The sequence below is a fragment of the Flavobacterium sp. RSP46 genome, assembly GCF_003984825.1.
Classification (GTDB): domain Bacteria; phylum Bacteroidota; class Bacteroidia; order Flavobacteriales; family Flavobacteriaceae; genus Flavobacterium.
Genome location: NZ_RYDM01000002.1, coordinates 367,969 through 393,553 on the forward strand (window position 1 = coordinate 367,969; position 25,585 = coordinate 393,553).

General features: G+C 35.1%; 25 protein-coding genes. 16 read left to right on the forward strand and 9 right to left on the reverse strand.

All coding sequences use genetic code 11. The features are described 5' to 3' along the window. Positions 1-32 precede the first annotated feature (32 nt). From glp to EKM01_RS05845, 4 genes are read right to left on the reverse strand one after another with little or no spacing between them, the layout of a single operon-like run. Entirely contained in the window at positions 33-1,211 is a 1,179-nt protein-coding gene (glp, locus tag EKM01_RS05830; RefSeq protein ID WP_126767357.1) for a gephyrin-like molybdotransferase Glp, read from the reverse strand. Next, positions 1,208-1,795 carry an NTP transferase domain-containing protein gene (locus EKM01_RS05835; protein ID WP_126767360.1) on the reverse strand — a complete coding sequence of 196 codons (588 nt, stop codon included), beginning with the start codon at positions 1,793-1,795 and terminating at the stop codon, positions 1,208-1,210. Before EKM01_RS05835 ends, glp begins: the two co-directional genes overlap by 4 nt. After that, the gene (gene moaA / locus EKM01_RS05840) at positions 1,795-2,775 is read right to left on the reverse strand and encodes a GTP 3',8-cyclase MoaA (protein WP_126767363.1); all 981 of its coding nucleotides are present in this window, start codon (positions 2,773-2,775) and stop codon (positions 1,795-1,797) included. Before moaA ends, EKM01_RS05835 begins: the two co-directional genes overlap by 1 nt. A gap of 2 nt (positions 2,776-2,777) precedes the next feature. Next, positions 2,778-3,908 carry an XdhC family protein gene (locus tag EKM01_RS05845; protein WP_126767366.1) on the reverse strand — a complete coding sequence of 377 codons (1,131 nt, stop codon included), beginning with the start codon at positions 3,906-3,908 and terminating at the stop codon, positions 2,778-2,780. A 202-nt stretch (positions 3,909-4,110) separates the two neighbouring features. Here EKM01_RS05845 and EKM01_RS14545 point away from each other — a divergent pair, with 202 nt between their 5' ends. From EKM01_RS14545 to EKM01_RS05870, 6 genes are all read left to right on the forward strand, one after another. After that, complete coding sequence (locus EKM01_RS14545) at positions 4,111-4,284, forward strand: hypothetical protein (protein WP_156063247.1); 174 nt, start codon at positions 4,111-4,113, stop codon at positions 4,282-4,284. A 203-nt stretch (positions 4,285-4,487) separates the two neighbouring features. Further along, on the forward strand, positions 4,488-6,041 hold the full coding sequence (locus EKM01_RS05850; RefSeq protein ID WP_126553364.1) for a PglZ domain-containing protein: 1,554 nt from the start codon (positions 4,488-4,490) through the stop codon (positions 6,039-6,041). Between the two features lie 61 nt (positions 6,042-6,102). Further along, positions 6,103-6,510 (forward strand): tRNA (adenosine(37)-N6)-threonylcarbamoyltransferase complex ATPase subunit type 1 TsaE, encoded by a 408-nt coding sequence (gene tsaE / locus EKM01_RS05855; RefSeq protein WP_126576178.1) that lies wholly within the window; start codon positions 6,103-6,105, stop codon positions 6,508-6,510. 8 nt (positions 6,511-6,518) lie between these two features. Then, positions 6,519-6,992 carry a GNAT family N-acetyltransferase gene (locus EKM01_RS05860; RefSeq protein WP_126451528.1) on the forward strand — a complete coding sequence of 158 codons (474 nt, stop codon included), beginning with the start codon at positions 6,519-6,521 and terminating at the stop codon, positions 6,990-6,992. Between the two features lie 94 nt (positions 6,993-7,086). Beyond that, positions 7,087-8,286: an alanine dehydrogenase gene (locus EKM01_RS05865; RefSeq protein ID WP_197037185.1), complete on the forward strand. Its 1,200-nt coding sequence runs from the start codon at positions 7,087-7,089 to the stop codon at positions 8,284-8,286. A gap of 36 nt (positions 8,287-8,322) precedes the next feature. Next, positions 8,323-8,697 carry a DUF4258 domain-containing protein gene (locus EKM01_RS05870; protein ID WP_126451527.1) on the forward strand — a complete coding sequence of 125 codons (375 nt, stop codon included), beginning with the start codon at positions 8,323-8,325 and terminating at the stop codon, positions 8,695-8,697. A gap of 147 nt (positions 8,698-8,844) precedes the next feature. Here the strand turns inward: EKM01_RS05870 and EKM01_RS05875 are convergent, their stop codons facing one another. Next, positions 8,845-9,513, reverse strand: a complete 669-nt coding sequence (locus tag EKM01_RS05875; RefSeq protein ID WP_126561540.1) for a uracil-DNA glycosylase — start codon at positions 9,511-9,513, stop codon at positions 8,845-8,847. 113 nt (positions 9,514-9,626) lie between these two features. Here EKM01_RS05875 and EKM01_RS05880 point away from each other — a divergent pair, with 113 nt between their 5' ends. Next, on the forward strand, positions 9,627-11,792 hold the full coding sequence (locus EKM01_RS05880) for a DNA mismatch repair protein MutS (protein ID WP_126459416.1): 2,166 nt from the start codon (positions 9,627-9,629) through the stop codon (positions 11,790-11,792). A gap of 87 nt (positions 11,793-11,879) precedes the next feature. Further along, complete coding sequence (locus tag EKM01_RS05885; protein WP_126767369.1) at positions 11,880-12,296, forward strand: thiol-disulfide oxidoreductase DCC family protein; 417 nt, start codon at positions 11,880-11,882, stop codon at positions 12,294-12,296. Positions 12,297-12,563: 267 nt separating this feature from the next. Here EKM01_RS05885 and ettA read toward each other — a convergent pair whose 3' ends face one another. The 3 genes from ettA to holA all read right to left on the reverse strand — a co-directional run bounded on the left by ettA (position 12,564) and on the right by holA (position 15,582). Next, a complete protein-coding gene (gene ettA / locus EKM01_RS05890) occupies positions 12,564-14,258 on the reverse strand; it encodes an energy-dependent translational throttle protein EttA (RefSeq protein WP_126459410.1) in 1,695 nt (564 codons plus the stop codon). Between the two features lie 71 nt (positions 14,259-14,329). Then, a complete protein-coding gene (locus tag EKM01_RS05895) occupies positions 14,330-14,512 on the reverse strand; it encodes a CAL67264 family membrane protein (RefSeq protein WP_126459407.1) in 183 nt (60 codons plus the stop codon). Between the two features lie 65 nt (positions 14,513-14,577). Next, positions 14,578-15,582 carry a DNA polymerase III subunit delta gene (gene holA, locus EKM01_RS05900; protein ID WP_126459404.1) on the reverse strand — a complete coding sequence of 335 codons (1,005 nt, stop codon included), beginning with the start codon at positions 15,580-15,582 and terminating at the stop codon, positions 14,578-14,580. Between the two features lie 93 nt (positions 15,583-15,675). Here holA and EKM01_RS05905 point away from each other — a divergent pair, with 93 nt between their 5' ends. From EKM01_RS05905 to EKM01_RS05915, 3 genes are all read left to right on the forward strand, one after another. Further along, a complete protein-coding gene (locus EKM01_RS05905; protein WP_126459401.1) occupies positions 15,676-16,122 on the forward strand; it encodes a type I restriction enzyme HsdR N-terminal domain-containing protein in 447 nt (148 codons plus the stop codon). 65 nt (positions 16,123-16,187) lie between these two features. Continuing rightward, positions 16,188-17,189, forward strand: coding sequence for a glycosyltransferase family 2 protein (locus tag EKM01_RS05910; RefSeq protein ID WP_126451519.1), 1,002 nt, complete (start codon positions 16,188-16,190; stop codon positions 17,187-17,189). A gap of 52 nt (positions 17,190-17,241) precedes the next feature. Next, positions 17,242-18,075, forward strand: coding sequence for an OmpA family protein (locus tag EKM01_RS05915; RefSeq protein WP_126459398.1), 834 nt, complete (start codon positions 17,242-17,244; stop codon positions 18,073-18,075). Positions 18,076-18,676: 601 nt separating this feature from the next. Here the strand turns inward: EKM01_RS05915 and ccsA are convergent. After that, positions 18,677-21,877 carry a cytochrome c biogenesis protein CcsA gene (ccsA, locus tag EKM01_RS05920; protein WP_126767372.1) on the reverse strand — a complete coding sequence of 1,067 codons (3,201 nt, stop codon included), beginning with the start codon at positions 21,875-21,877 and terminating at the stop codon, positions 18,677-18,679. Between the two features lie 199 nt (positions 21,878-22,076). Between ccsA and EKM01_RS05925 the strand changes: the two genes are divergently transcribed. The 5 genes from EKM01_RS05925 (at position 22,077) to EKM01_RS05945 (ending at position 25,447) form a co-directional block, all read left to right on the forward strand. Beyond that, entirely contained in the window at positions 22,077-22,850 is a 774-nt protein-coding gene (locus EKM01_RS05925; protein ID WP_126767375.1) for a Rossmann-like and DUF2520 domain-containing protein, read from the forward strand. Further along, complete coding sequence (locus EKM01_RS05930) at positions 22,834-23,361, forward strand: HAD family hydrolase (RefSeq protein WP_126459389.1); 528 nt, start codon at positions 22,834-22,836, stop codon at positions 23,359-23,361. The genes EKM01_RS05925 and EKM01_RS05930 overlap by 17 nt, the downstream gene beginning before the upstream one ends. Before the next feature lie 95 nt (positions 23,362-23,456). Further along, positions 23,457-24,326 (forward strand): geranylgeranylglycerol-phosphate geranylgeranyltransferase, encoded by an 870-nt coding sequence (locus tag EKM01_RS05935; protein ID WP_233589300.1) that lies wholly within the window; start codon positions 23,457-23,459, stop codon positions 24,324-24,326. Then, entirely contained in the window at positions 24,319-24,903 is a 585-nt protein-coding gene (locus EKM01_RS05940) for a Maf-like protein (protein ID WP_126553376.1), read from the forward strand. Before EKM01_RS05935 ends, EKM01_RS05940 begins: the two co-directional genes overlap by 8 nt. A gap of 7 nt (positions 24,904-24,910) precedes the next feature. Beyond that, complete coding sequence (locus tag EKM01_RS05945; RefSeq protein ID WP_126459381.1) at positions 24,911-25,447, forward strand: mechanosensitive ion channel domain-containing protein; 537 nt, start codon at positions 24,911-24,913, stop codon at positions 25,445-25,447. The last annotated feature ends 138 nt before the right edge of the window (positions 25,448-25,585 follow it).

A 25,585-nucleotide genomic window follows, 5' to 3' on the forward strand; every position in this document is an offset into this window, starting at 1 on the left:
AGTAAAAATATTGTTTTTTTTTGAAACAAGTATTATCCAGGCAGGAGATGAACGGCAACTTCTTCTCCGGCTAGGCAACCTTTTGATTCTTCCGGCAAAACAATAAAGCAATTCGCCTGAGCAAAAGAGTGCAAACGGAAAGATTCTTGTGCATGCAAGGGAGTTACTGTTCCATTGCTATACGAGGCCTTTAGAAAATGTGTTAATCCCGAAGCTTTAGGATAATCATGTGTAACCCTAGCGGTAATTTCCGTCAAGCTATTAGTCAAGCCCATACGATTTTCAAGTGCTGGTAACACATACTCGTAAAAACAAGTCAGCGAAGACGAAGGATTTCCAGGAAGTCCAAAAATCAATTTGTCTTTTTTTGTTCCAAAAAACAAAGGCTTCCCGGGCTTCTGCTTGATTTTGTGAAATTGTTGCTCGACACCACACCGCTGCGCCACAAGAGGCACAAAATCATAATCGCCCACACTAACGCCACCGTTCAAAAGAACAATATCATGAGTGTCAAGCGCTTTTTGCAAAACGTCCTGTAATACTTCAATCTGATCTTCAGCAGTTTGTACTGTAATATCTCTGACGCCAATTTTATTTAAGACTGCTTTTAACTGAACGGAATTGGCTTCATAAACCTGACCAAAATCTAAAGGCCTACCTGGTTCTTGCAATTCATTTCCGGTAAGGATAATAGCCACTTTTGGAGGTGAATATACCCAAACTTCCGCACAGCCTATTCCGGCTAGAAAGCCTACTGCTGCCGGGGAAAGATAAGTTTCAGCCGCCATGGCAATGACTCCGCTTTCAACCTCTGCTCCTTTTAGTCTTACATTTGCTCCTTTCAAAAGTGTCTGGTCTTCAACTAGTAGTTTTCCGTTTTCAAGGCATATCCGTTCTTGCATTACTACGGTATCAGCTCCCTCCGGCAAAGGAGCGCCGGTAAATATTCTCGTAGCCTCACCTTTATTAAGTACCAGTTGTCTACTCGTACCAGCCGCCATTTCTCCTATAATGGTAAGAAGACTGTCCTTATCTTCATATTTGATAGCATAACCATCCATGGAAGATTGATGAAAATTTGGAATGTCTATCATGGCTCGAATGTCTCTTGCGGTCACTTGTCCATGAGCATATTGGAGTGCGACGAGCTCACTTTTTTTTGTCAAAGCTGCTCCCATAATTAGTTGTTTTGCTTCTTTTACAGAAATCATTTGGGATGGATCAGTTGTTCGTAATCTTCTATAGTGTCGATATCAACAGCCCCTTTTTCAAAGGGAATGCTGGCCACATCTTTTTTGTATTTTTCAATCATTTTTCGGGCTCCGGCATTACCAGAAAGCTGCATTAGCTCAGTAAAGTATTTTCTGCTGAACAAAACGGGAGTTCCCATCGTATTGGCATAGCTAGAGGCGATAATACCTTTTCCGGTTTTTTTATGCTTTTCAATTAAGCTGCGGAAAACAACAGCATCAATATGAGGCTGGTCACAAACGGCCAAAATGCAGTGCTCAATGTCTAAATTAACAAGCAGCAACTCCTCCAAGCCTTTGCTTATCGAAGACCCCATGCCTTTTTGCCAATCAGGATTTCGGCAAATTAAAACCGAATTAACTTCTTTTTCAATAGCGGTGTTCTTTGAACCCATTACAACAATCGCTTTAGTGCTTACTTCGAGTATTTGTTCTACAGTATGAAAAAGTAAGGTTTTATCATTAAATTCAAGTAACTGTTTGGGCCGACCCAAGCGCGAGGAACTCCCCGCTGCCAATAGTACTATTCCTGTTTTATTTTCCATCAGCCGCCTATTGTAATCATACTTCTATTTTTAAGTTTACTGGCATCTATATCTTCAAAAACGCCACTAAATTGACCTCCTAAAGCTTTGGCCTTAGCCATAATAGTGTCTTCTATCAAAGGCAAAATTTCTTGACCGGCACGTAAAGCGCCAAGCAAATCGGTTTCCTCTTTAGAGAATAAGCAATTTTTTAATTTTCCATCAGCCGTCAGTCGCATGCGGTTGCAAGTTTCACAAAAAGGAGAACTCATTGTACTAATTACAGCAAAGGAACCCACATGACCCGGAATCATATATTTTTTTGAGGTATCGTTGGGTTCAGGCTGCACCGGAAGGACATCATATTTTGAAGCGACTTTCAACAAAATCTCTTGCAGGGTAAAAACTTGGTTACTCGTCCAGTTATTACCACTGAAAGGCATGAATTCGATAAACCGTACTTCGATTGTATTATGTTGGGTCAGTGCTATAAAATTCAGAATTTCGTTCTCGTTGAGGCCTTTCATCACAACCACATTTATTTTCACACGAATCCCGTGCTGCAACAGCAATTCGATATTACTTCTGACACGATGATACAAATCTCTTCGGGTAATTTTCAAAAATTTATCGGCTTGCAAAGTATCTAAGCTGATATTTATCGCCTTAATATTTGCCGCTAAAAGCTCGTCTAGCATTTCATTTATCCGCACGCCATTGGTAGTAATAGCGAGTTCAACCCCTAATTTTCCTAAAGATTCTATAATCCGTGGAGCGTCTTTTCGTACCAAAGGTTCGCCTCCGGTCAGGCGAATTTTTTTTACGCCATTGGCCACGAATAATTTGGCGATGGTTTCGATCTCTTCAACCTGCATTAATTTAGAGGCTGGTGCAAAGGCATAATTTTCTTCTGGCATGCAATAAAAACAGCGTAGATTGCAATTATCAGTCAGTGAAATCCTGAGATAGTCGTGAACGCGTCCGAATGTGTCTTTTATCATAATCAAGTATTTTTAATCCCATTCGTAGCAGGATGTATTTTATTTTTTTTGTGTTTGAGCGAGTTCGCCGTTTTTCCTTCCATCACTGCTTTTATTTCTGCTACAACAGAAAGCGCTATTTCTTCTGATGTTTCCGCACCAATATCAAGGCCTATCGGACCATAGATTCGATCCAGCTGTGCTTTAGTTACCACAATTCCTTCGGCGCTCAAATCATCAAACATGCGGTTCAGTTTTGTCTTTGGACCTAATATTCCGATGTACATACAATCAGTTTCCAAAAGCAATTTTAAAACTTCCAGATCATATTTGTAGTTATGCGTCATCAGGACAAAGAAAGTCCGGGAGTCAATGCTGCTGTTTTCTACTAATTGCAGTGGCTTGGTTACAAGTATTTGCTTGGCTTCTGGAAAACGTTTTGCGGTTGAATGTGTTGCTCTTCCGTCACCTACAAGTACTTCCCAACCTAATAAATTAGCCATTTTTACTAATGGTTGCGCATCATTTCCTGCACCGGCAAGTACTAGCGAAACTGGGAGTGGGATGTATTCGATTAAAGCTTCATGTTCATGATCTTCTAGCTGTATTTTTTTTATAATCGATGATTTGCTATAAAGTACTTCCTTGAAAGCTACATGCAATGCCTTTAAATCAGTTCTTTGACTAATCACCAGATCTTCTTGGTACACTAATACAGTCCCTATTTGTACAGTATTCCGCTCCAAGGAAAACAAGGTCAAAACCACGGCTTCTTTGCGTTCTGCTACCGATTGTTCCAGCAAGTAAATCGGATTACATACTGCACATTCATCGATGTATTCAAAAAGAATATGGACAATTCCGTTGCATCCTAATTGCACTCCAAAATCAGAATCGCTTTCATCACTGGTATCGTAGGTAATTAGCTTATTTTGTTTTTGGTGTATGGCCAGCAGTGCTTTTCGCAAGGCATCGCCTTCAAGGCATCCGCCGCTAATAGCACCGGTCAAAATACCGTCTTCTGTTACAAGCATGCGTGCGCCCGGCTGACGGTAAGAAGAGCCTTCTACTTTGACCACTGTTGCCAATGCTGTTTTTTTTCCACTCGCTTTGGCTGCTGAATAGGCTTTTAAAATATCTGTAACTTCTTTCATTAGTCTTTTTTTTAACGGCTTAGATTCTGTTTTTAAAATATTTTCTCTTAAAAACAGAGTAAGCGATACACAACATGAATGGAGTATCGTACAACAGAATATCACATTCAATTGTATAACCATCAGTTTCAATTTTTTAGCAATACGAGCCGAATGTACCGCTCCGATTGACTAATCAATTCCGAAATTTAATCAATTTATTATGGATATCAAACCTATTCACAACGAATCTAGGTTAAAAAAACCTGTCACGAAGGAGTTTTTAGATAACACGGTAAGTGGTGTGCTGGTTTTAAATGATAAATTTGCCATTAGATTAGGCGAAAACAATACCAAACACATGTATTATATAGCTCAAATTTCATCTAAAATATAGCGTACAGTCAGACCCGGACGGAGTTTACGAACGATGAGGCACCCCCAAAAATTAACTTAAAACAGAATTAAAGTGAATTGTAATTTTAAAAATTATAACGTAAATATGTTAAAAAATTATAATAACATTAGCAGATAGCAATTCCAAAAAAATGTAATTTGCCACTTTAATTTAGTTCTTTCGAACACCTGTTACTACAACTTATGGATAAAATAAAAATACTTTGGGTAGATGATGAAATCGACCTTTTGAAACCACATATATTATTTCTGGAAAAGAAAAATTACGAGGTTACGACCTGTAACAACGGACTTGACGCCATTGGAATTTTTGAAGAAAACAATTTTGATATTATTTTTCTGGATGAAAATATGCCTGGAATGAGTGGTTTAGAAACGCTGTCAGAAATGAAGGAGAAAAAATCTTCGGTTCCCATGATTATGATTACGAAAAGCGAGGAAGAATACATTATGGAGGAAGCCATAGGGTCAAAAATTGCCGATTATTTGATCAAACCCGTGAATCCAAATCAGATTTTGTTGAGTTTGAAGAAAAATCTGGATCATTCCCGATTGATTTCTCAAAAAACAACGCTGGATTATCAGAAAGAATTTAGAAAAATCACCATGGAAATGGCGATGGTGAATTCCTATGAAGACTGGGTTGAGTTATACAAAAAATTGATTTTTTGGGAACTGGAATTGGAAAATATCGATGATCAGAGTATGATTGAAATTTTGGAATCCCAGAAAACAGAAGCCAATTCCCAGTTTGGAAAATTCATAGAGCGCAATTATGAGGATTGGTTTGCTCCAAAGGCCGATAAACCGGTTCAATCGCACACCTTATTCAAAGAATTAGTGCTTCCTGAACTCCAGAAAAAAGACAAGCCTATTTTGTTTGTCGTAATTGATAACCTGCGCTATGACCAGTGGAAAACCTTTGAAAGTGTAGTAGGAAATTACTATAAACTAGAAAAAGAAGTGCCTTACTATTCTATTCTTCCTACGGCGACACAATATGCGCGAAACGCTATTTTCTCCGGTTTAACCCCGCTGGAAATGGAAAAACAGTTTCCGAAATACTGGAAAAACGACCCGGAAGAAGGCGGAAAGAACCTTTTTGAAGCCGAATTTTTGACGGCGCAACTAAAAAGATTGGGTTTGAATATCAAGGAAGATTATTTTAAAATAACAAGTCTTGCCAGCGGAAAAAAATTATCAGAGGGATTTAAAGCACTAAAAGATAATGATTTAGTAACTGTTGTATATAACTTTGTAGACATGCTTTCCCATGCCAAAACAGAGATGGATGTCGTAAAAGAACTGGCCTCTGATGATAAAGCGTATCGTTCGCTGACCTTGAGCTGGTTTAAGAATTCTCCACTTTTAGAAATCATTCAACAAGCTCAAAAAATGGGTTTCAAATTGATTTTGACCACGGATCACGGAACGATAAACGTAAAAAACCCATCGAAAGTGGTAGGTGACAAAAACACTAGTTTGAACTTGCGGTATAAAACCGGACGCAGTTTGACATACGAACACAAAGATGTTTATGCTGTGAAAGAACCAAAAAATATTGGTTTGCCTACCATAAATATGAGCAGTTCGTATATTTTTGCAAAAAATGATTTATTTTTGGCCTATGTCAACAACTACAATCATTATGTGAGTTATTACAAAAATACGTATCAGCACGGGGGTATTTCATTAGAAGAAATGATTATTCCGTTTTTGGTTTTTAACCCAAAATAAGTAGTCAGTATCCGTTTTTAACGTATAGCATGAACCTTAAACTTTAAACAATTTCACAAGAATGAATATCATTTTTTCTATTGACGAACTCGAGGAAGTGGCGCAAAAAATCATTACAAAGAATCCTAAAAAAGTGATTCTTTTTCATGGGGAAATGGGCGTTGGTAAAACAACTTTGATCAAGCAATTGTGTAAAACGCTTGGCGTAACCGGAGCAACGAGTAGCCCAACTTTTTCTTTAGTTAATGAATACGAAGCATTTGACAATCAGTTAGTTTATCATTTTGATTTTTACAGATTAAATACTGAATTCGAAGCGCTGGATATGGGGATTGATGATTATTTGTATTCTGGTAATTGGTGCTTTATAGAATGGGCTGAGAAGATCCCAAATTTGATTCCGGAAACACATTCCGTTATAACTATTTCACTGCTTCCTGACGGAAAACGTTCTTTAACATTAAGTTAAAAGTAAATATGAGTGTAGATAATACCGTTGAAATAATACCATTTGCCCCTGCTTTCAAAGAAGCGATAAAAACATTAAATCTGGAATGGTTACAAAAACATTTTTGGGTTGAACCCAAAGATGAAAAAATACTTTCGGATCCACAAGGTCAGATAATTGACAAAGGCGGAATGATTTTTTATGCAAAATACAAGAATACCATAGTAGGAACAGTTTCCTTAATGAAAATTGATAATGCCACTTTTGAACTGAGTAAAATGGCTGTTACTGATAGCGCACAAGGACTGGGAGTTGGCAAAAAATTAATGCTGCATTGCCTTGCTGTTGCCGAAACAAAAGGAATGGAGAAACTGATTTTATATTCGAACCGGAAATTACTATCGGCTATTCATTTGTATAAAAAATTTGATTTCGTAGAAGTACTGTTAGAAGATGGCGTTTATGAGCGAGCCGATATAAAAATGGAAAGAATCATTCACTGAGATTTAGTTGTCTTATAAACGAATTTATCAAGATTGAATTCGTATCGTTTATAAAACTTTTTACGTAAATTGTACCCTTAATTTAACAACATCAATGTCAATAACTATAACACCATTCACAAAACAACAGCTTTTACCTCAGGAGGAAAAACTGGAAATTGCAAGACAAAAAAGTGAACTTTTTATTGGTATTCCCAAGGAAACGAGTTATCAAGAACGCCGGATTTGTCTTACACCAGATGCTGTTACTTCAATTACGTATCACGGACATCGCGTAATGATTGAAGCGGGTGCGGGATTGAGTTCGAGTTATACCGACAAAGAATATAGTGATGCAGGTGCCGAAATCACAAATGACACCAAAAAAGTATTCAGTTGTCCTATGATTTTGAAGGTGGAACCTGCCACACTTACCGAAATTGAAATGATGAATCCGCAAACCATTCTGTTGTCAGCCATCCAATTAAAAACGCGTAAAAAAAACTATTTTGAGGCTTTAACCAAAAAGAAAATTACCGCATTGGCTTTTGAATACATCAAAGACGAAGACGGAACCTATCCTGCAGTAAAATCCCTGAGCGAGATAGCAGGAACTGCTTCTATCCTAATTGCTGCCGAATTGATGATTACTAATGAATTTGGAAAAGGACTATTATTCGGTAATATTACCGGCGTCCCTCCTACTGATGTGGTCATTCTGGGTGCAGGAACGGTGGGGGAATTTGCTGCCAAAACCGCTATAGGATTAGGAGCCAATGTCAAAGTTTTTGATAATTCTATCACCAAACTACGTCGTTTGCAGAATAATCTGAACCAACGAATCTTTACTTCTACCATACAACCAAAAGCTTTGCTAAAAGCATTGAGAAGGTGTGATGTCGCCATTGGCGCCATGCGAGGTAAAGATCGTTGTCCCGTTATAGTGACAGAAACCATGGTAGAACACATGAAAATTGGAGCCGTAATCGTAGATGTAAGCATTGATACCGGAGGATGTTTTGAAACTTCAGAAGTGACATCCCATGAAAAACCAACGTTTATCAAAAACAATGTATTGCATTATTGCGTACCCAATATTCCGTCCCGCTATTCTAAAACCGCTTCGCTTTCCATAAGTAATATAATATCGCCTTACCTAATGAAAATTGCTGAGGATGGTGGTATTGAGAGTGCTATACGTTGTGATAAAGGGTTAAAAAATGGCGTCTATATGTACCACGGAATCCTCACAAACAATGCTATTAGTGACTGGTTTGACTTACCCAATAACGACATTAATTTAATTGTTTTTTAAGAAAACTTTCTGCTACCTTTGCCAAAAATATAATTCATGAAGTTTATACATCGTTTTGCCTATTATCTTGTAGGTTTAGTTATAGGACTGTTTTTTGTAGCGTTAGTTTTCAGCGGCAAAGACACCCGCTGCAATTATTTTCCAAACGCAAGAGTACTAAATGATTTAAGAAACAAACCCTTTTATTATTCCGATAAAGCTTCTCTTATTTTAGCTGAAAAATGGATTGATACTGCCGATATAAAAAATACATTGCAATTTGGAGATGTTGATTTTGACCAAAGTAATATTGATCTTAAGAAAGGAAAACTCTACCTTATAGAAGGTAAAACAATCAAAAACCAAGAAGTTACTTTGAAAGTAATTAATTATGCTGACAGAGCCGTTCTGGAAGATATAATAAAAAAATAATTACTCTTTTATACAAACAAAAACAAATTCTAAAACCAGTACTATTAAAATCTTTTAAACCATTAAAAAATTTAAAAAATTAAGTTTTAAATCCTTAATTTCTTAATGGTTCAGAAAAATATAATTTAAGAATAGTTTAAAAGACTACTACCATTCTATTGGCTCTAAACCATTTCTTTTCAAATAAGAATTTGTTTTACTAAAATGTTTATTCCCGAACCATTTTCCCTGATTTGCACTCATAGGCGAAGGATGTCCGGATTCAAAAACCAAATGTTTATTTCGGTCGATTTTAAGTCCTTTTTTATGGGCGAAATTTCCCCAAAGTAAGAAAACAACATGCTCTTTTTCTCCCGAAATTTTTTGGATAACTGCATCCGTAAAAACATTCCATTTCAAGTGTTTATGGCTATTTGGGCTGTCTTCTCTCACGGTCAGCGAGGCATTCAACAATAAAACACCTTGCTTTGCCCAAGCTTCTAAATTACCGGCAGCAGGCATAAAAATAGTCCCTAAATCATCACTCATTTCGCGAAAAATATTGCGTAACGACGGCGGAATTCGGATGCCGTCATTCACAGAGAAACACAAACCATTCGCTTCGCCTTTACCATGATACGGATCTTGACCAATGATAACAATCTTTACATCTTTGAAACTGCAATAATTAAACGCTGCAAAAATCAATTCTTTGGGAGGATAACAAGTATGATTTTTATATTCCTCATCAACAGTTCCCATTAATTCCTGAAAATAGGATTTCTTGATTTCGTCTGATAAAATGGTTTTCCAAGAGGGATTGAGGTTAATTTGCATGTAATTTATTTTGCCGTAAAGTTCGCAAAGTTTTTCGCAAAGTACGCTAAAAAAATTAATGCATTTCACTTTGAATCTTTGTAACTTTGAACCTTTACAACTTAGATTATAAAATGATATCCATCACCGAAAAAACATTACAAGATTTACAATTTCCAACTGTTCTCGAAACCATTTCGACCATTTGTAATACTGACATTGGAAAACAAAAAGCATTAGAAATCACTCCATTTAAAGACAAGGAAACGTTGGTACAGGCATTAATGCAAACATCGGAATATGTTTCGTCTTTCCAAAATAACAATGCCATTCCAAATCATGGTTTTGATGCCATCACGTATGAGATAAAATTTCTGGCCATTGAAGACAGTTTCTTGGAAGTGGGCAGTTTTAGAAAAATCGCTACCATTTCATCAACGGTAAATTTCCTATTGAGTTTTTTGAGAAAATTCGAAGATTATTATCCAAATTTAAACGCAAGAGCAAACCAAGTTGAACTGACTAAAGAAATTATCACGATGGTCGATGAAGTAGTTGACAAATATGGTGAAATAAAAGACAATGCATCCCCGGATTTATTGAATATCCGTAGGAACATGAATGCGGTTCGCGGGAAAGTGAATCAAAGTTTTGGCACAGCACTGACACAATACAACTCATTAGGATATTTAGACGATATAAAAGAAAGTTTTGTACAAAACAGACGTGTTTTGGCCGTTTTAGCCATGTACCGTCGCAAAGTAAAAGGATCCATTCTGGGCAGTTCCAAGACTGGAAGTATTGCTTATATTGAACCGGAAGCTACCTTACAATATTCTCGTGAATTGAGTAATTTAGAATATGAAGAAAAAGAAGAAATCACCCGAATTTTAAAACAGTTATCTAATTATATTCGTCCTTTTTTACAGTTATTGATTGAATATCAGGATTTCTTGAGTGATATTGATGTAATTGCCGCAAAGGCAAATTATGCTAATAAAATCAACGGAATTTTGCCAACAATTACTGAGGAACGTCGTGTTTATTTTAGAGATGCGTACCATCCTATTTTATATTTGAATAATAAACAGAAAAACGAAATTACACACCCGCAAACTATTGAACTCAGTCAGGAAAGTAGAATTATTGTAATTTCCGGACCCAACGCAGGAGGAAAAACTATCTCCTTGAAAACCGTTGGATTATTGCAACTGATGCTACAATCCGGTATGTTAATTCCCGTTCATGAACGCAGTGAAACATTTTTATTTGATAGAATTTTAACAGATATAGGAGACAATCAATCTATTGAAAATCAATTAAGTACATACAGTTACCGATTAAAGAACATGAACTATTTCCTGAAGAAGTGTAATAGAAAAACTATGTTTCTTATTGATGAATTTGGTACGGGTTCAGATCCTGAATTGGGAGGTGCTTTAGCCGAAATTTTCTTAGAAGAGTTCTACCATCGGGAAGCTTTTGGGATTATTACCACTCATTATTCAAATCTAAAAATTCTGGCTAACGAATTGCCTTTTGCTACCAATGCCAACATGCTTTTTGATGAAAAATCATTAGAGCCTATGTATAAATTGGCATTAGGTCAAGCCGGAAGTTCATTTACCTTTGAAGTCGCTCTGAAAAACGGAATTCCTTTCAGCTTAATCAATCGGGCCAAAAAGAAAATTGAAGTTGGAAAAGTACGCTTTGATAAAACGATTGCCACCCTTCAAAAAGAGCGTTCAAAGATGGAAAAAACATCGCAAACCCTCAAGGAAGAAGAAACAAAAGCGCGTGAAGAAGGCAAGAAAATGGAGACTATCAATGTAAAAATCAAACAAAAACTAGAAAGCTATCAGGAATTATATGACAGCAACCAGAAAACGATTTACATTGGACAAAAAATTGAAGACATTTCAGAGAAATATTTCAATAATAAAAATAAGAAAGAATTGCTTGGTGAATTTCTTAAAATTATTGAAATAGAAAATTCAAAACGCAAAAAAGTAACTGTTAAAGAAACTAAAGCACTGATAGAAAAGAAAAAAGAAGTCATTCAAGAAGTTACGGTTCAAGTGGAGGAAATAAGAAAAGAAAAGAAAGAAAAGAAATTAAAAATCGTGGTTGAAAAACCAAAACCAACCTTAAAAGTAGGCGATCGCGTGCGAATGCTTGATGGAAAAGCAGTAGGAACCATCGATTCTATTGAAAAAAACAAAGTAACAGTGAACTACGGCGTATTTACTTCAAAAGTCAGTTTGGAAGCGCTGGAGTTTGTTGAAGCGGGGAAGAAGTAACCAGTATTCAGTTTGCAGTCTCATCACGTATTTCATCATTTTGATGAAGCAGAAATTTCAATCTAGTTGAATTATAAAATTTAAATTATGCTCAATATTCCTAAAGACAAAAAAATAATTCTCTTTGACGGCGTTTGCAATCTGTGTGATTCGGCGGTGCAAGTGATTATTAAGCATGATACTAAAGATATTTTCCGATTTGTCGCCTTACAATCTGATTTGGGTCAAAAAATTATCAAACATTTGGGAGTTAATACACAAAAAACAGATAGTATTATTCTGTATCAGCCTGGTTTTGCTTATTATTATAAATCAGAAGCTGCTTTAGCAATAGCTAAAAACTTAGGTGGGCTATTTTATTTAACCACTATATTTTCGATATTCCCCACATCGTTCAATAATTACATTTATGATTATATCGCTGTAAATCGATACAAATGGTTTGGAAAAAAGGAAAGTTGTATGATTCCCACAAAAGAGTTAGAGGCTAAGTTTTTAGACTAAAAGACCAATTATAATAATTATCATGCCTTTTATTTTATGAGAAGCCTGAATTTGAACCAACTTAAAATAAATGGATCAAGAAAGACACTACACTTTTTTCTTGGGATAACGGAACTTTTATAATGGTTGTCAAATTTGGTTTAGTCAACGTAGAAATTTTTTAGCAGTTTTCATTATGATGAATTCCGACAGAACAAAAATTACAGAACAAAAAAAGAGGATGTCTATTAGTCATCCTCTTGCTGTTATTAACAAATTTCAGAAAGACTAACTTCTAATTAACTTTCTGTATTTCAATCGTTTTGGTGTTAAATCACCACCCAAACGTTTCTTTTTATTTTCTTCATATTCAGAGAAGCCACCTTCAAAACAATACACTTCAGAGTTTCCTTCAAAAGCTAGAATGTGTGTACAAATCCTATCTAAGAACCATCTGTCGTGAGAAATAACAACCGCACAACCGGCAAAACTCTCCAAACCTTCTTCTAATGCACGAAGTGTATTGATGTCCAAATCATTCGTAGGCTCATCCAGCAAAAGTACGTTTCCTTCTTCTTTCAAAGTCATTGCTAGATGCAAACGGTTACGTTCTCCACCGGAAAGCATAGAAACTTTCTTATTTTGTTCTCCACCACCAAAATTAAATCGTGACAAATATGCTCTTGAATTTACTTGTTTTCCGCCCATCATTATCAATTCCTGACCGTCAGCAAAGTTTTCCCAAATCGATTTATTAGGATCTATATTGGAGTGCGCTTGATCTACGTAAGCAATTTTTACGGTATCCCCAATTAAAAATTCCCCTGCATCTGGCTTCTCTTCGCCCATTATCATTTTGAAGATAGTTGATTTACCAGCCCCATTGGGTCCGATAATCCCAACAATTCCTGCTTGTGGCAACGTAAAATTTAAATTATCATACAATAATTTATCTCCATAAGCTTTAGCAACATTTTTGGCTTCAATTACATTCGTCCCTAAACGTGGTCCATTTGGAATATAAATTTCCAGATTTTCATCTAATTGTTTTTGATCTTCATTCAGTAATTTATCGTAGTTCTGCAAACGCGCTTTTTGTTTTGTTTGACGCCCTTTGGCACCTTGACGAACCCAATCCAACTCGCGTTCTAAGTTTTTTCTGCGTTTTGAAGCTACTTTTTCTTCTAATGCCATACGGCTTGATTTTTGGTCTAACCAAGAAGAATAGTTCCCTTTCCAAGGAATTCCTTCCCCTCTGTCCAATTCCAGAATCCAACCGGCCACATTATCCAAGAAGTATCTATCGTGCGTTACTGCAATTACAGTTCCGGCATATTGTGCTAAATGTTGTTCTAACCAAAGTACACTTTCGGCATCCAAGTGATTCGTAGGCTCATCCAAAAGCAATACATCAGGTTGTTGCAACAACAAGCGACATAAAGCGACACGACGACGCTCACCACCAGATAAATTCTTAATTGGCGTATCGCCTTCCGGAGTACGCAAAGCATCCATGGCAATTTCCAGTTTAGTATCGATTTCCCACGCTCCCAATGCATCAATTTTGTCTTGTAAAAGTGCTTGACGATCCATCAATTGCTCCATTTTATCGGCATTTTCATAGACTTCCGGCAAACCAAAACTATCATTGATTTTATTGAATTCTTCTAAAACTGCCATTGTTTCAGCAACTCCTTCTCTTACAATTTCAATAACCGTTTTAGTATCATCTAAAATAGGTTCTTGTTCTAAATACCCTACCGTATAACCCGGTGCAAACACTACATCTCCTTGGTAGTTTTTATCAACACCGGCAATAATTTTTAATAAAGAAGATTTTCCGGAACCATTTAAACCCAAAATACCAATCTTAGCTCCATAAAAGAAACTCAAATAGATGTTTTTAAGTACTGGTTTATCTGCTCCTTGATAGGTTTTACTCAATTTTGACATTGAGAATATCACTTTTTTATCGTCTGCCATCTCTATTTTTTTAATTTAAAATTATATTATCTATTTGCTCTTAAGTCTCATATCTACATTAAGAATAACTACTAAAGTCTGCCTTTAAGTGAACTAAACACCCAAGCATTAGCCAAAAAGCCAACACCTACAGCTGCAAATCCCCAGCCTGCTACGTCATCATATTTAAAAGCGCCTAATGCGATAAGCAATAAACCCATTACAATCATTATCAAAGTAGCCCAACCTAAAATAGTATTTTTATTCATTCCCATAATTGTGGTATTTATTTTTAATAACCCGAAGTTTCGGGAGTGCAAATATCGGAAATTTTTGTCCTTTAATTAAATATTTTATAAAGCATTTCTCGTAACAAATCAGAATGCGACATTGCATTGGCGCCAACACCCTTGCTTTTGACATCAATATCTCTTAAAGCACCAACAATCTGACTCACTTTTTTCATGGGATAGTTTTTCAAAGCCACATCATATTCTTTCAAAAAAAACGGATTCACGCTTAATACGGCAGCTACATTTTTAGGATTTCTGTCTTTCAAACCATGGTATTTTAGTAATTGGATAAAAAATCCAAAAACCAAACTGGTAGTCACCACCATTGGATTATCTTTTGGATTCTGGGCAAAATTTTCAGCAATCGTATACGCCTTTAATTGGTTGCGTTCGCCAATTGCTTTTCGCAATTCAAACACATTAAAATCTTTGCTAAACCCTATATTTTCCTCAATATGTTTAGGAGTTATGGTACTTCCAGCTGGTAAAATAATTTGTAATTTTTCGAGTTCATTGTTTATTTTACTTAGATCCGTTCCTAGAAATTCCACTAGCATGGCACTGGCTTTAGGCTCTATAGCATACTTTTTACCTGCTAAAACACGTTTAATCCAGTCCCCAACTTGGTTTTCATACAGTTTTTTACTTTCATAAACCACTCCGTTTTTAGTCAATAACTTGGTTAGTTTTTTACGTTTGTCTAGCGTTTTGTATTTGTAACAAAAAACTAAAACGGTTGTTGCCATTGGATTCTCAGCGTAGCTCTCCAGTTTGTCTATCGTGCGAATCAAATCCTGTGCTTCTTTGACAATTACCACCTGTCGTTCCGCCATCATTGGATAGCGTTTTGCGGTCGAGATAATATCTTCTATCGTAACATCCCTTCCGTATAAAACGGTCTGATTGAATCCTTTTTCTTCTTCTGTTAATATTTTATCCTCAATATAAGTCGCTAATTTATCAATATAATATGGCTCTTCTCCCATCAAAAAATAGAGGGGCCTGATGGTTCCGTTTTTTATATCATTTACAATTTTTAATACTTCATCCATTTTCTTTTTTGTTTGAAGTTTAAAGTTTAAAGTTTGTTGAATCGTATGAAACTTTACACCTTAAATTTTAAACAAAATAACTATTTTTGCTTCATGCAGCAATTAAATTTTTCTTCCTATACTTTTCGGTTCAAAAATAGCGAAAATAAAGTTTCTATTTTTGATGCAATCAGGAAAAAATTCATCATTCTTACTCCCGAAGAATGGGTTCGCCAGCATGTAGTTCAATTTTTATTGGAAGAAAAAAAATACCCAAAATCATTGATTAATGTTGAAAAAGTACTTAAAGTCAATGGCTTGCGCAAAAGATACGATGTTGTGGTTTTTAATCCGGATGGTTCTATTTTTATTTTAATCGAATGCAAAGCGCCTGAAGTAAAAATTACCCAAGCGACTTTCGACCAAATTGCAAGATATAATATGACACTAAAGTCTGAATTTTTAATGGTGACCAATGGATTGAATCATTACTTTTGCCAAATGGATTTTGAAAACGAGAGATATGCTTTTCTAGAGAATCTACCAAATTATAATAGTTAGAATATTAAACTTCTTAGATTGTAATGGTCTAAAATGTCGAAAAATCTGAAAATCTAAAAATCTGAATGAAAGTAGCTGTCGTCATCCTGAATTGGAATGGAATTTTATTATTAGAAAAATTTTTGCCGTCTGTGGTTAAATATTCACCGGAAGCTACCATTTATGTGGCTGACAATGCCTCTACAGATGATTCGATTTCTTATATAAAAGCTTTTTTTCCTTTGGTTAAAATTGTTAAAAACGAAAGCAATCTGGGTTTTGCCAGTGGCTACAATGAAGCCTTAAAACACATAGATGCTACACTATTTGCCTTGGTGAATTCTGACATTGAAGTGACTGAAAATTGGTTGCAACCGATACTTAAAACTTTTAGAAAAGAACCTGAAACTGCCATTATTCAGCCTAAAATATTAGATTTCAAACGCAAAGAATATTTTGAATACGCTGGTGCTGCCGGTGGATTCATTGATAAATTTGGATATCCGTATTGTCGAGGACGAATTTTTGACACCGTAGAAAAAGACTGTGGTCAGTATGATGACAACCGAGAAATATTTTGGGCTTCCGGAGCTTGTTTTTTTATCCGAAGTTCTGTTTATAAGGAATTAAATGGCTTTGACGGCGATTTTTTTGCACATCAAGAAGAGATTGATTTATGTTGGCGTGCTTTCAACAAAGGGTATAAAATAAAATACAATTATGAGTCCGTTGTTTACCATGTTGGCGGGGCTACTTTGCAACAAGGGAATTCCAAAAAAACTTTTTTGAACTTTAGAAATTCATTGTTAATGCTAACCAAAAATATCCCAAAAAATCAATTATTTTGGATACTTTTAATCCGAATGGTGTTAGACGGAATTGCAGGTTTACAATTTATTTTCAAAGGAAAGTTCAAACATTTTTTCGCAATACTAAAAGCCCACGGGTCCTTTTACAGCCTATTTTCATCACAATGCAAAAAAAGAGCAAAATTTCAAAAACAAAAATACTATACTACAAAAAGTATCGTTTACATTTATTTTATCAGGAATATCGTTGTTTTTAACGATTTATTTGGAATAAAATAAATATAAAAAAGTTAAATTTGTAATTAACATTAAAACTAAAACTAAACAATTTATGAAAAAAATAGTAATTGCCTTATCTGTTTTAGCTGTACTATCCTCATGTGTATCAAAAAAGAAATACACTGATTTAGAAGCTAGAAACAAAGAAACTCAGGATTTATTAAATACAGCAACTGTAAAATTAAATTCTTGCTTAGAAGAAAAAGCGGGTCTTATTGCTACCGTGAGTGGTTTGAAAGACCAAAATCAAGGTTTAATCAGTACTTCTAGAGACATGACTATTCTGTCTACTAAAGGAGCTGAAAATATTGAAAAAGCGTTAGAATCTATCAAAGAGAAAGATTTGAAAATTAGTAGAATGCAAGATGCTTTAACTAAAAAAGACAGTGTAACACTTGCGTTAGTTACTAGTTTAAAAAGTTCAGTAGGAATCTCTGATCCGGATATCGAAATAAATGTAGAAAAAGGAGTTGTATTTATCTCTATAGCTGACAAACTATTGTTTAAAAGCGGAAGTTATGAAGTGACTGATAGAGCCAAAATGGTTTTGGCTAAAGTTGCCAAAGTGGTCAATGATAAACCCGATTTTGAATGTATGGTTGAAGGTCATACTGATAATGTTCCTTACAATGGTTCCGGTGTGATACTTGACAACTGGGATTTAAGTGTGAAACGTTCTACTTCTATTATTCGTGTTTTAACGAATCAATTGGGTGTTAAACCAGAGCAATTAATAGCGGCAGGAAGAAGTTCATATATTCCTTTAGTTGCAAATGATTCGGCTGAAAACAGATCTCGTAACAGAAGAACTCGTATTGTTGTTTTACCAAAAATTGATCAATTCTACGAAATGATTGAAAAAGAAATGAAAAAACAAAGACCGTAATTACATATTTAATAAAATTATAGAGGCTGTCTCAAAAAGACAGCCTCTTTTTTTATATAAAAAAATGACAAATGGACTTTTTTATTTAATTGATTTACCTATTTTTAGGTTGTATTAATATAATTGCATGGCGGTTCAAAAAAACCACTTTTAAGGCATCTCATCAAACTACTATCAAACCATAGAATACGAAGAACAAAATTTATTCCGGGAGAAATAAACTCCTATTCCATACCCAACTACCGATGCTGATTTTATGCATAAGAAGGAAAATCACATGCTAAATGACCAACTCAAAGCGACTTATAATGCATGCTTTTCTTATTTCCAATCAAATACTTTATTCACGACACCATCCCCTTCCAACACGACAGACACAACCATTATATCCATACATTTTGTCCTGTATGCAAGCCGTTTTGGTTGTTTATGCAAAAAAGCAACTCCATGAGCTGCTTTTTACTTTTTTTACAACTTCATCTTCTCGAGAGTGAAATCGATTTTAGGAACTAGTAGGTTTTCTCTTTTAGAAATACAATCAAAAGAGACTGGCTCATTTTTATATTGAGACAGTCTATTTGTTATTGGAAAATAATCCAACTTATTTCTTATAATATTTCTTGTATTTTGGATAGGAAACAGCACCAAATAATGTTATTACTGCCAGTGAATACCAAATCCAGTTTAAGGAATGGGCTTCTCCACTCGCATAGGAATGCAATCCTACCAGATGAAAATTCACACCGTAATAGGTGAATAATATAGATATAAAAGCAAACATACTCATTAAATTGAATACCCATTTCCCGCGTAGTGATGGAACAAATCGGGCATGAATTACAAAAGCATAGACCATAATACTGATTAATGCCCAAGTTTCTTTTGGATCCCAGCCCCAGTATCGTCCCCAGCTTTCATTGGCCCATTGTCCTCCAAGGAAGTTTCCAATAGTCAACATTATCAAACCTATCGTTAAGGCTAATTCATTGATGTAAGTGATCTCTTGAATATTCAAATCCATTTTGGCTTTGTTTTTTTCATTGGTAAACAAAATCAGCAATAATGAAACCGTCCCCAAAATCATTCCTAACGCAAACGGTCCATAACTGGCCACAATTACCGCCACATGAATCATTAACCAATAGGAGTTCAGCACCGGTTGTAAATTTGCAATTTCCGGGTCAATCCAGTTTAGATTTGCAGCCCAAAGAATCATTGCGGTTACAAAAGCTGAAGAAGCCACAGTAAGTTTTGATTTTCTGTCGAAAGCCAAACCAAAAAACATGGTAGCCCAAGCAATATATATAATTGATTCATACGCATTACTCCAAGGTGCGTGACCAGAAATATACCAACGGGCAATTAAGCCCACAGTATGCAATGCAAATAATAATCCTATAATAATATGCATTGTATTTACTGCTATAGCTAATGCTTTGCGCTCTTTGAAGATTTGCATAATTGTAAAAAACAACATCAAAATTGCCGCTAAAACATACCAATAAAAAAGTTTATTGAAAACATCATATTTATTATACAACACTTCTGATGTAATTCTTTCTTCACTTGGTCTCACTTTACTCCCAAAACGTTTTTGGAAACCATTGATACTTTCCAGCAATTCATCGGCAGTTTTGTAATCATTAGAAGTTGAAGCGTTTGCCAAAGAACCAAAATACAAAGGCAATACATTTTTAGTATACGTCGCTTCCATTCCTTTGAAACCAGCTTCGTTAAGTTCTAAATAAGAAACCCACTTGTTGTTTTTATCATCCGGAATAGGGAAAATTTTTAATATTCGACCGCTTAACGCTGATTCCATCAAATTTACTCTTTTATCGGTTTCGATAAAATCCTTTTCAAATTGATTGGGGTTAGCCGCTTTAAATGATTCTTCTAAATATTTAGAAAGTTTATAATTTCCCTTGGCATCAAAGAAAGCTACAAAAGGTGCAAATTTAGCTTTCTTATCAACCCCAATTATTTTTCTTAAACTGTCATTTCCTCTTCTTAAATGAATGATTGGAATCTCAATCCAATAGCTAGCATACTGAGTGATAGACAAGAAAACTTGATCTGAATTCATATCATTATAGGAATCACTCTGGCTTACTTTTCGCAATAATTCAGATGAAAACGTATTAATCGGTTTCATTCTACCGCCGCCGTCTTGAATTACAAGTCTACCAAATTTTGCGGCATGTTCTGCAGGAACTTTATATTTAGTAATTAAATCATTCAGTTCATCCTGATTCAATACTTTTTTGGTATGATTAGCGTGTGTTGCCGGCGCTGCTTCAGCTTCCGTGTGCGCATGTCCCTCGTGATCCGCATGGTCGTGTTCTTGTGCAAAACTGTTGAAACTAAATAGCAGGATTAAAATAGTCAGCAATTTTGCTTTCTTAATTTTTACCACTTCTAATTTTCTCTTAATATCTGCAAAACGAGAATACTTAGTAAACATAATGGACATCATGGCAAAATATAGCATGAAATAACCACCATAAGTGATTGCTGTTCCCCAAAAATCGTGATTTACAGACAATATGGTTCCTTTTTCATCAGGATCAAAACCGGATTGAAAAAAGCGATATCCTTTATAATCCAAAACATTGTTCATATATATTCTGGCATCAAAAGGTTCTTTATCCTCAACAGTAACCTGACTTTCAAATGAAGAATAACTTTTCTCTGTTCCTGGATATTTTTGTGCAATAAAGTCATTTAATTTAATTTTAAAAGGCAAAACATACGCCTTACTTCCATAAAAAACCGAGTACTCTATATTCCCAATTTTCACTGAATTTACATCTCCTAATTTACCTTTGGAGCCTAAAACGGTTACTGTTTTTTCTTGTCCCTCAGCCGTTATTTTTACTGTTAGTGCATCTTCATGATTTTTAGCTTTAAAATCATTATTAGATTCATAATCGATAACCCCTTTTACAGCAGGATCCGGAAGCACAAATCGCATTTCACCTATTGTGTATAACGAACGCATCATCAATGGTTGCGCGCTATCCTTAGTCACTTTTCCTTTTAGTTTATCTGCCATTCGCATAAAATCTCCTTCAAAAGGTGTTTGAATTGTATACGCGTTTCCTGTAGTATTGATATTTATGGCACCATCCGTAAATTTATTTAGCGAAAATAAAACATTATGAATATTTTGTACTTCGCCCTCTTTCAAGAAATGTTCATGACGACTACCATCTCCTGCTTCGACTAATTTCAAATACAAAATTCCTTTTGGATCAGGTTTGACATATTCTTTAGCTCCCATTATAAAATTTTCATATTCCACTTCAAATGGGGTATCAGCAAAAGTACCGGAAATGCTAAAATTATTACTAGTGGCAGGAGAAAGCAGTACCTGTTTTTCAAAAACCCGGCGTTTCATTTCTCCTTTAAATTCGCCGTCTACAAAAAGTGTCAGGTAGGTTTTATCAGAAAAAATCTGATTTTCAGCGGCCCCTTCACGAATTGGCATCATTCCTTCATAACTGATGTATCGCGTTACAAAAGCACCAAGAATGATAAGAATAAAAGACAAATGCAACAATAAAGTAGCCCATTTTTCTTTCTTCAAGAGTTGATACCGCTTAATATTCCCGATGAAATTAATCACAAAAAATACGTGAATAGCCTCAAACCACCACGCATTATAAATTAAAATTTTTGCCGTATCCGTATTGTACTTACTTTCGATAAAAGTTCCTGTGGCCATGGCAACGGCATATGAAATAAACAGAAAGGCCATTAATCGTGTAGAAAACAAAAAAGAAAATATTTTTTTATCCATTTTTATGGGATTATGTTTTATAAAAGTGGTACAAAAGTACTTAAAAATGTTGACTTCTATATTCCTACATTTGTTAATTTAAACTAAAATTAAGTCTTTTTCAAGAAGGCTAAAGAACTTTTTTTTAGGCTGGTTTTTATTTGTAACCTTCCTGAAAATTGATTAATACACTTCATATTTTTTTTGCTAATTTTACCCCATGATCAAAGTAGTTATTATTGGCTCCGGAAATGTGGCACAGCATTTAATTGCGGCATTTCAAAATCCTCATAGACCAGGGACAGAAATAGAATTGGTTCAGGTATATTCGAGACAAATAAAAAGTGTTTCCCACCTAATAGACTTGGAAAAAGTCACTAATAATTTCAATACTTTAGTTGAAGCCGACATGTATATCATTTCAGTTTCTGATGATGCTATTGCTGAAGTTTCCTCTAATCTAGCTTTCAAGAATCGTTTAGTGGTGCATACTTCCGGGAGTGTTTCTTTGCATGCATTAGACGAAAATAATCGAAGAGGCGTTTTTTATCCTTTGCAAACGTTTACCAAAAACAAAGCGGTCGATTTCAATATCATTCCTATTTGTTTAGAAAGCGAAAATGGGATTGATTATGAATTATTGGATAAAGTGGCCAAATCAATTTCAGGAACCGTTTATGCAATCAACTCTGAGCAACGAAAAGCCTTGCATGTGGTGGCCGTATTTGTGAACAATTTTACCAATCATTTGTACCAAATAGGTCAGGAAATCTGCCAGGAACATCAGGTTCCATTTGAAATCTTAAGACCTTTAATTGCAGAAACAGTTCGAAAAATAATGGTACTTTCGCCGAAAGAGGCACAAACGGGTCCTGCAAAACGCAATGACACTTCAACGATTGAAGCCCACGAAGCTTTTTTATCAAATGAAAATCATCTGACTATTTATAAAATACTAACACAATCAATACAAGAGAATGGCAAAAAGTTATAAAGAAATAATGAACGAGATCACTACTTTTATTTTTGATGTCGATGGGGTACTAACTGACAGCTCTGTTTTTGTAACTAATGAAGGAGAAATATTGCGTACCATGAATATTAGAGATGGATACGCTATGAAAGCAGCTATAGAAAGCGGGTTTAATGTATGTGTTATTTCCGGCGGAAGCAATGAAGGGGTTCGAGTCAGGCTACGAAATCTGGGGGTTACAGACATCTATTTAGGTACGCCGGACAAAGTAGAAACTTTTAAAGAATATGTGGAACTTTACAACATTAAACCTGAAAACGTGTTATACATGGGCGATGATATTCCTGATTATCATGTGATGCAGTTAGTCACATTACCCACTTGTCCCCAAGATGCTAGCCCGGAAATCAAAGCTATTTCCCGTTATATTTCGCATAAAAACGGAGGAAAAGGAGCGGCCAGAGATGTCATCGAGCAAGTCATGAAAGCACAAGGGAAATGGATGGCACATTTTGACGGGAAGCATGATTAGTATTATTTTAAATGTTAAATTATAAATTTCAAATAATATCTGTGGTTCCTTTTTTAAAACTAATTCGATACCAGAACTTGCTAATGCTTGCTTTTATGCAATTTGTTTTCAGGTATGGTTTTTTACACGTTCAGAATATTTCTTTGGCGTTATCGGATTGGCAGTATGGATTATTAATTTTATCAACTGCTTTGATCGCTGCAGGCGGCTATGTGATCAATGATATCTATGACCAAAAAACAGATGCCGTCAATAAACCAAATGCTGTGATTGTGGGCAAAACCATTTCAGAAATTCAAGCCTATAATCTGTATATTTGGCTTACGTCAAGTGGGGTAATGATTGGTTTTTATTTGTCGAATGTCATACGAAAACCAGGTTTTGCCTCTATTTTTATTTTGGTTGCCGCAACACTTTATTTGTATGCAACCAGTCTGAAACAAATGATGCTTATTGGTAATATCATTGTGGCTTTACTACTTTCTTTTAGTGTGATTATCATTGGAGTTTTCGATTTATTTCCTGCAACAACAATAAATAATCAGCAACAAATGGGCTTGTTTTTTTCTATCTTGATAGATTATGCTATTTTTGCTTTTGTTATTAATCTGCTTCGGGAAATTGTCAAAGATATAGAAGATACAGATGGCGATTATAATCAAGGAATGAGTACCTTACCTATTGTAATTGGAAAATCCAGAACGGCAAAAATAGTTTCCGGCTTAAGTTTGATTCCGCTATTTTTTATCGTATATTATATTCATCAGTACTTGTTAGATTTGTTGTTTGCAACATTATATATGTTGTTATTTGTTGTAGGTCCGTTGTTTTATTTCACTTTAAAAATTTGGTCTGCAAAATCAAAAAGAGAGTGTCACATCTTGAGTCTATTGTTAAAATGGATCCTTCTTTTAGGAATTTTATCCGTTATTGTTATTCGTTTAAATATAAAATATAATGCTTAAAAATAAATTAAAAAAATACACCCTTATTCTGGCTTCAGGATCGCCAAGACGGCAGCAGTTTTTCAAAGATTTGGACTTAGATTTTGAAATTCGATTGAAAGAAATCGAAGAAATTTATCCTCCTGAGTTAAAAGCGTACGAAATCACGAACTATTTGGCTGAATTAAAAGCCAGTGCTTTTGACGGTGAATTACAGTCCAATGAAATCCTAATCACCAGTGACACCATTGTTTGGTACAACAACAAAGCGCTAGGCAAACCAAAAGACGAACAGGATGCTTTTGAAATCTTGAAATCATTATCGAATGCTACTCACCAAGTAATTACTTCTGTTTGCTTTAAGACAAATGAAAAAGTAGTCCTGCTTCATGAAATAACAAAAGTCACTTTTAACACGTTGAGTGAGGAATCCATTCGCTACTATATAGAAAATTACAAGCCCTATGACAAAGCGGGTGCTTATGGTATTCAGGAATGGATTGGTTTTATTGGCGTTTCAAAAATTGAAGGTTCCTATGCTAATGTGATGGGAATGCCTACGGATAAAGTATATGACTACTTAACTAAATTAGACTGATTGCATTATGGATACATTTATATTTCACGAGTATTCCAGAGAACTGGTGGCCACAGGAATCCTGGGATTGCTGTTGATTTTTTTGAGAATTATTGCTGCAAAATTAGTACGCAGCTATGCTAAATCAAACCAAAAACTGGAGCATCGAACTAATTTAGTCATCAAATACATTCATTTATTTATAAATATTCTTGCAATTATAGCTGTCATACTAATTTGGGGCGTTCAGACAAAGGATATTATTATTGCACTTTCCTCTATTACCACCGTTGTAGGTGTCGCTATGTTTGCTCAATGGTCTATTTTGAGCAACATCACCTCTGGAGTTATTTTGTTTTTTTCTTTTCCGTTTAAAATTGGAGATACAATAAAAATTCATGACAAAGATTTTCCTATTGAAGCTCAAATTGAAGATATAGGGGCTTTTCATGTGTATTTGAAAACTATAGATGGAGAAAAAATCATCTATCCGAACAGCTTGCTTTTGCAAAAAGGAATTTCGATACTAAACAATTATGCCGATCAAAAAGAATTTACGGATTAGTTTACTTCTGCTGAACGAATGGTAAATCATCATCTTGCAAAAGATCCTATTGAAGTGGAAATTATATAACTATTGCTGAAAAATATATAATGTTTTACTTTTTTAAATGCTGGATATTTGTCAATTAGAAATAAATAA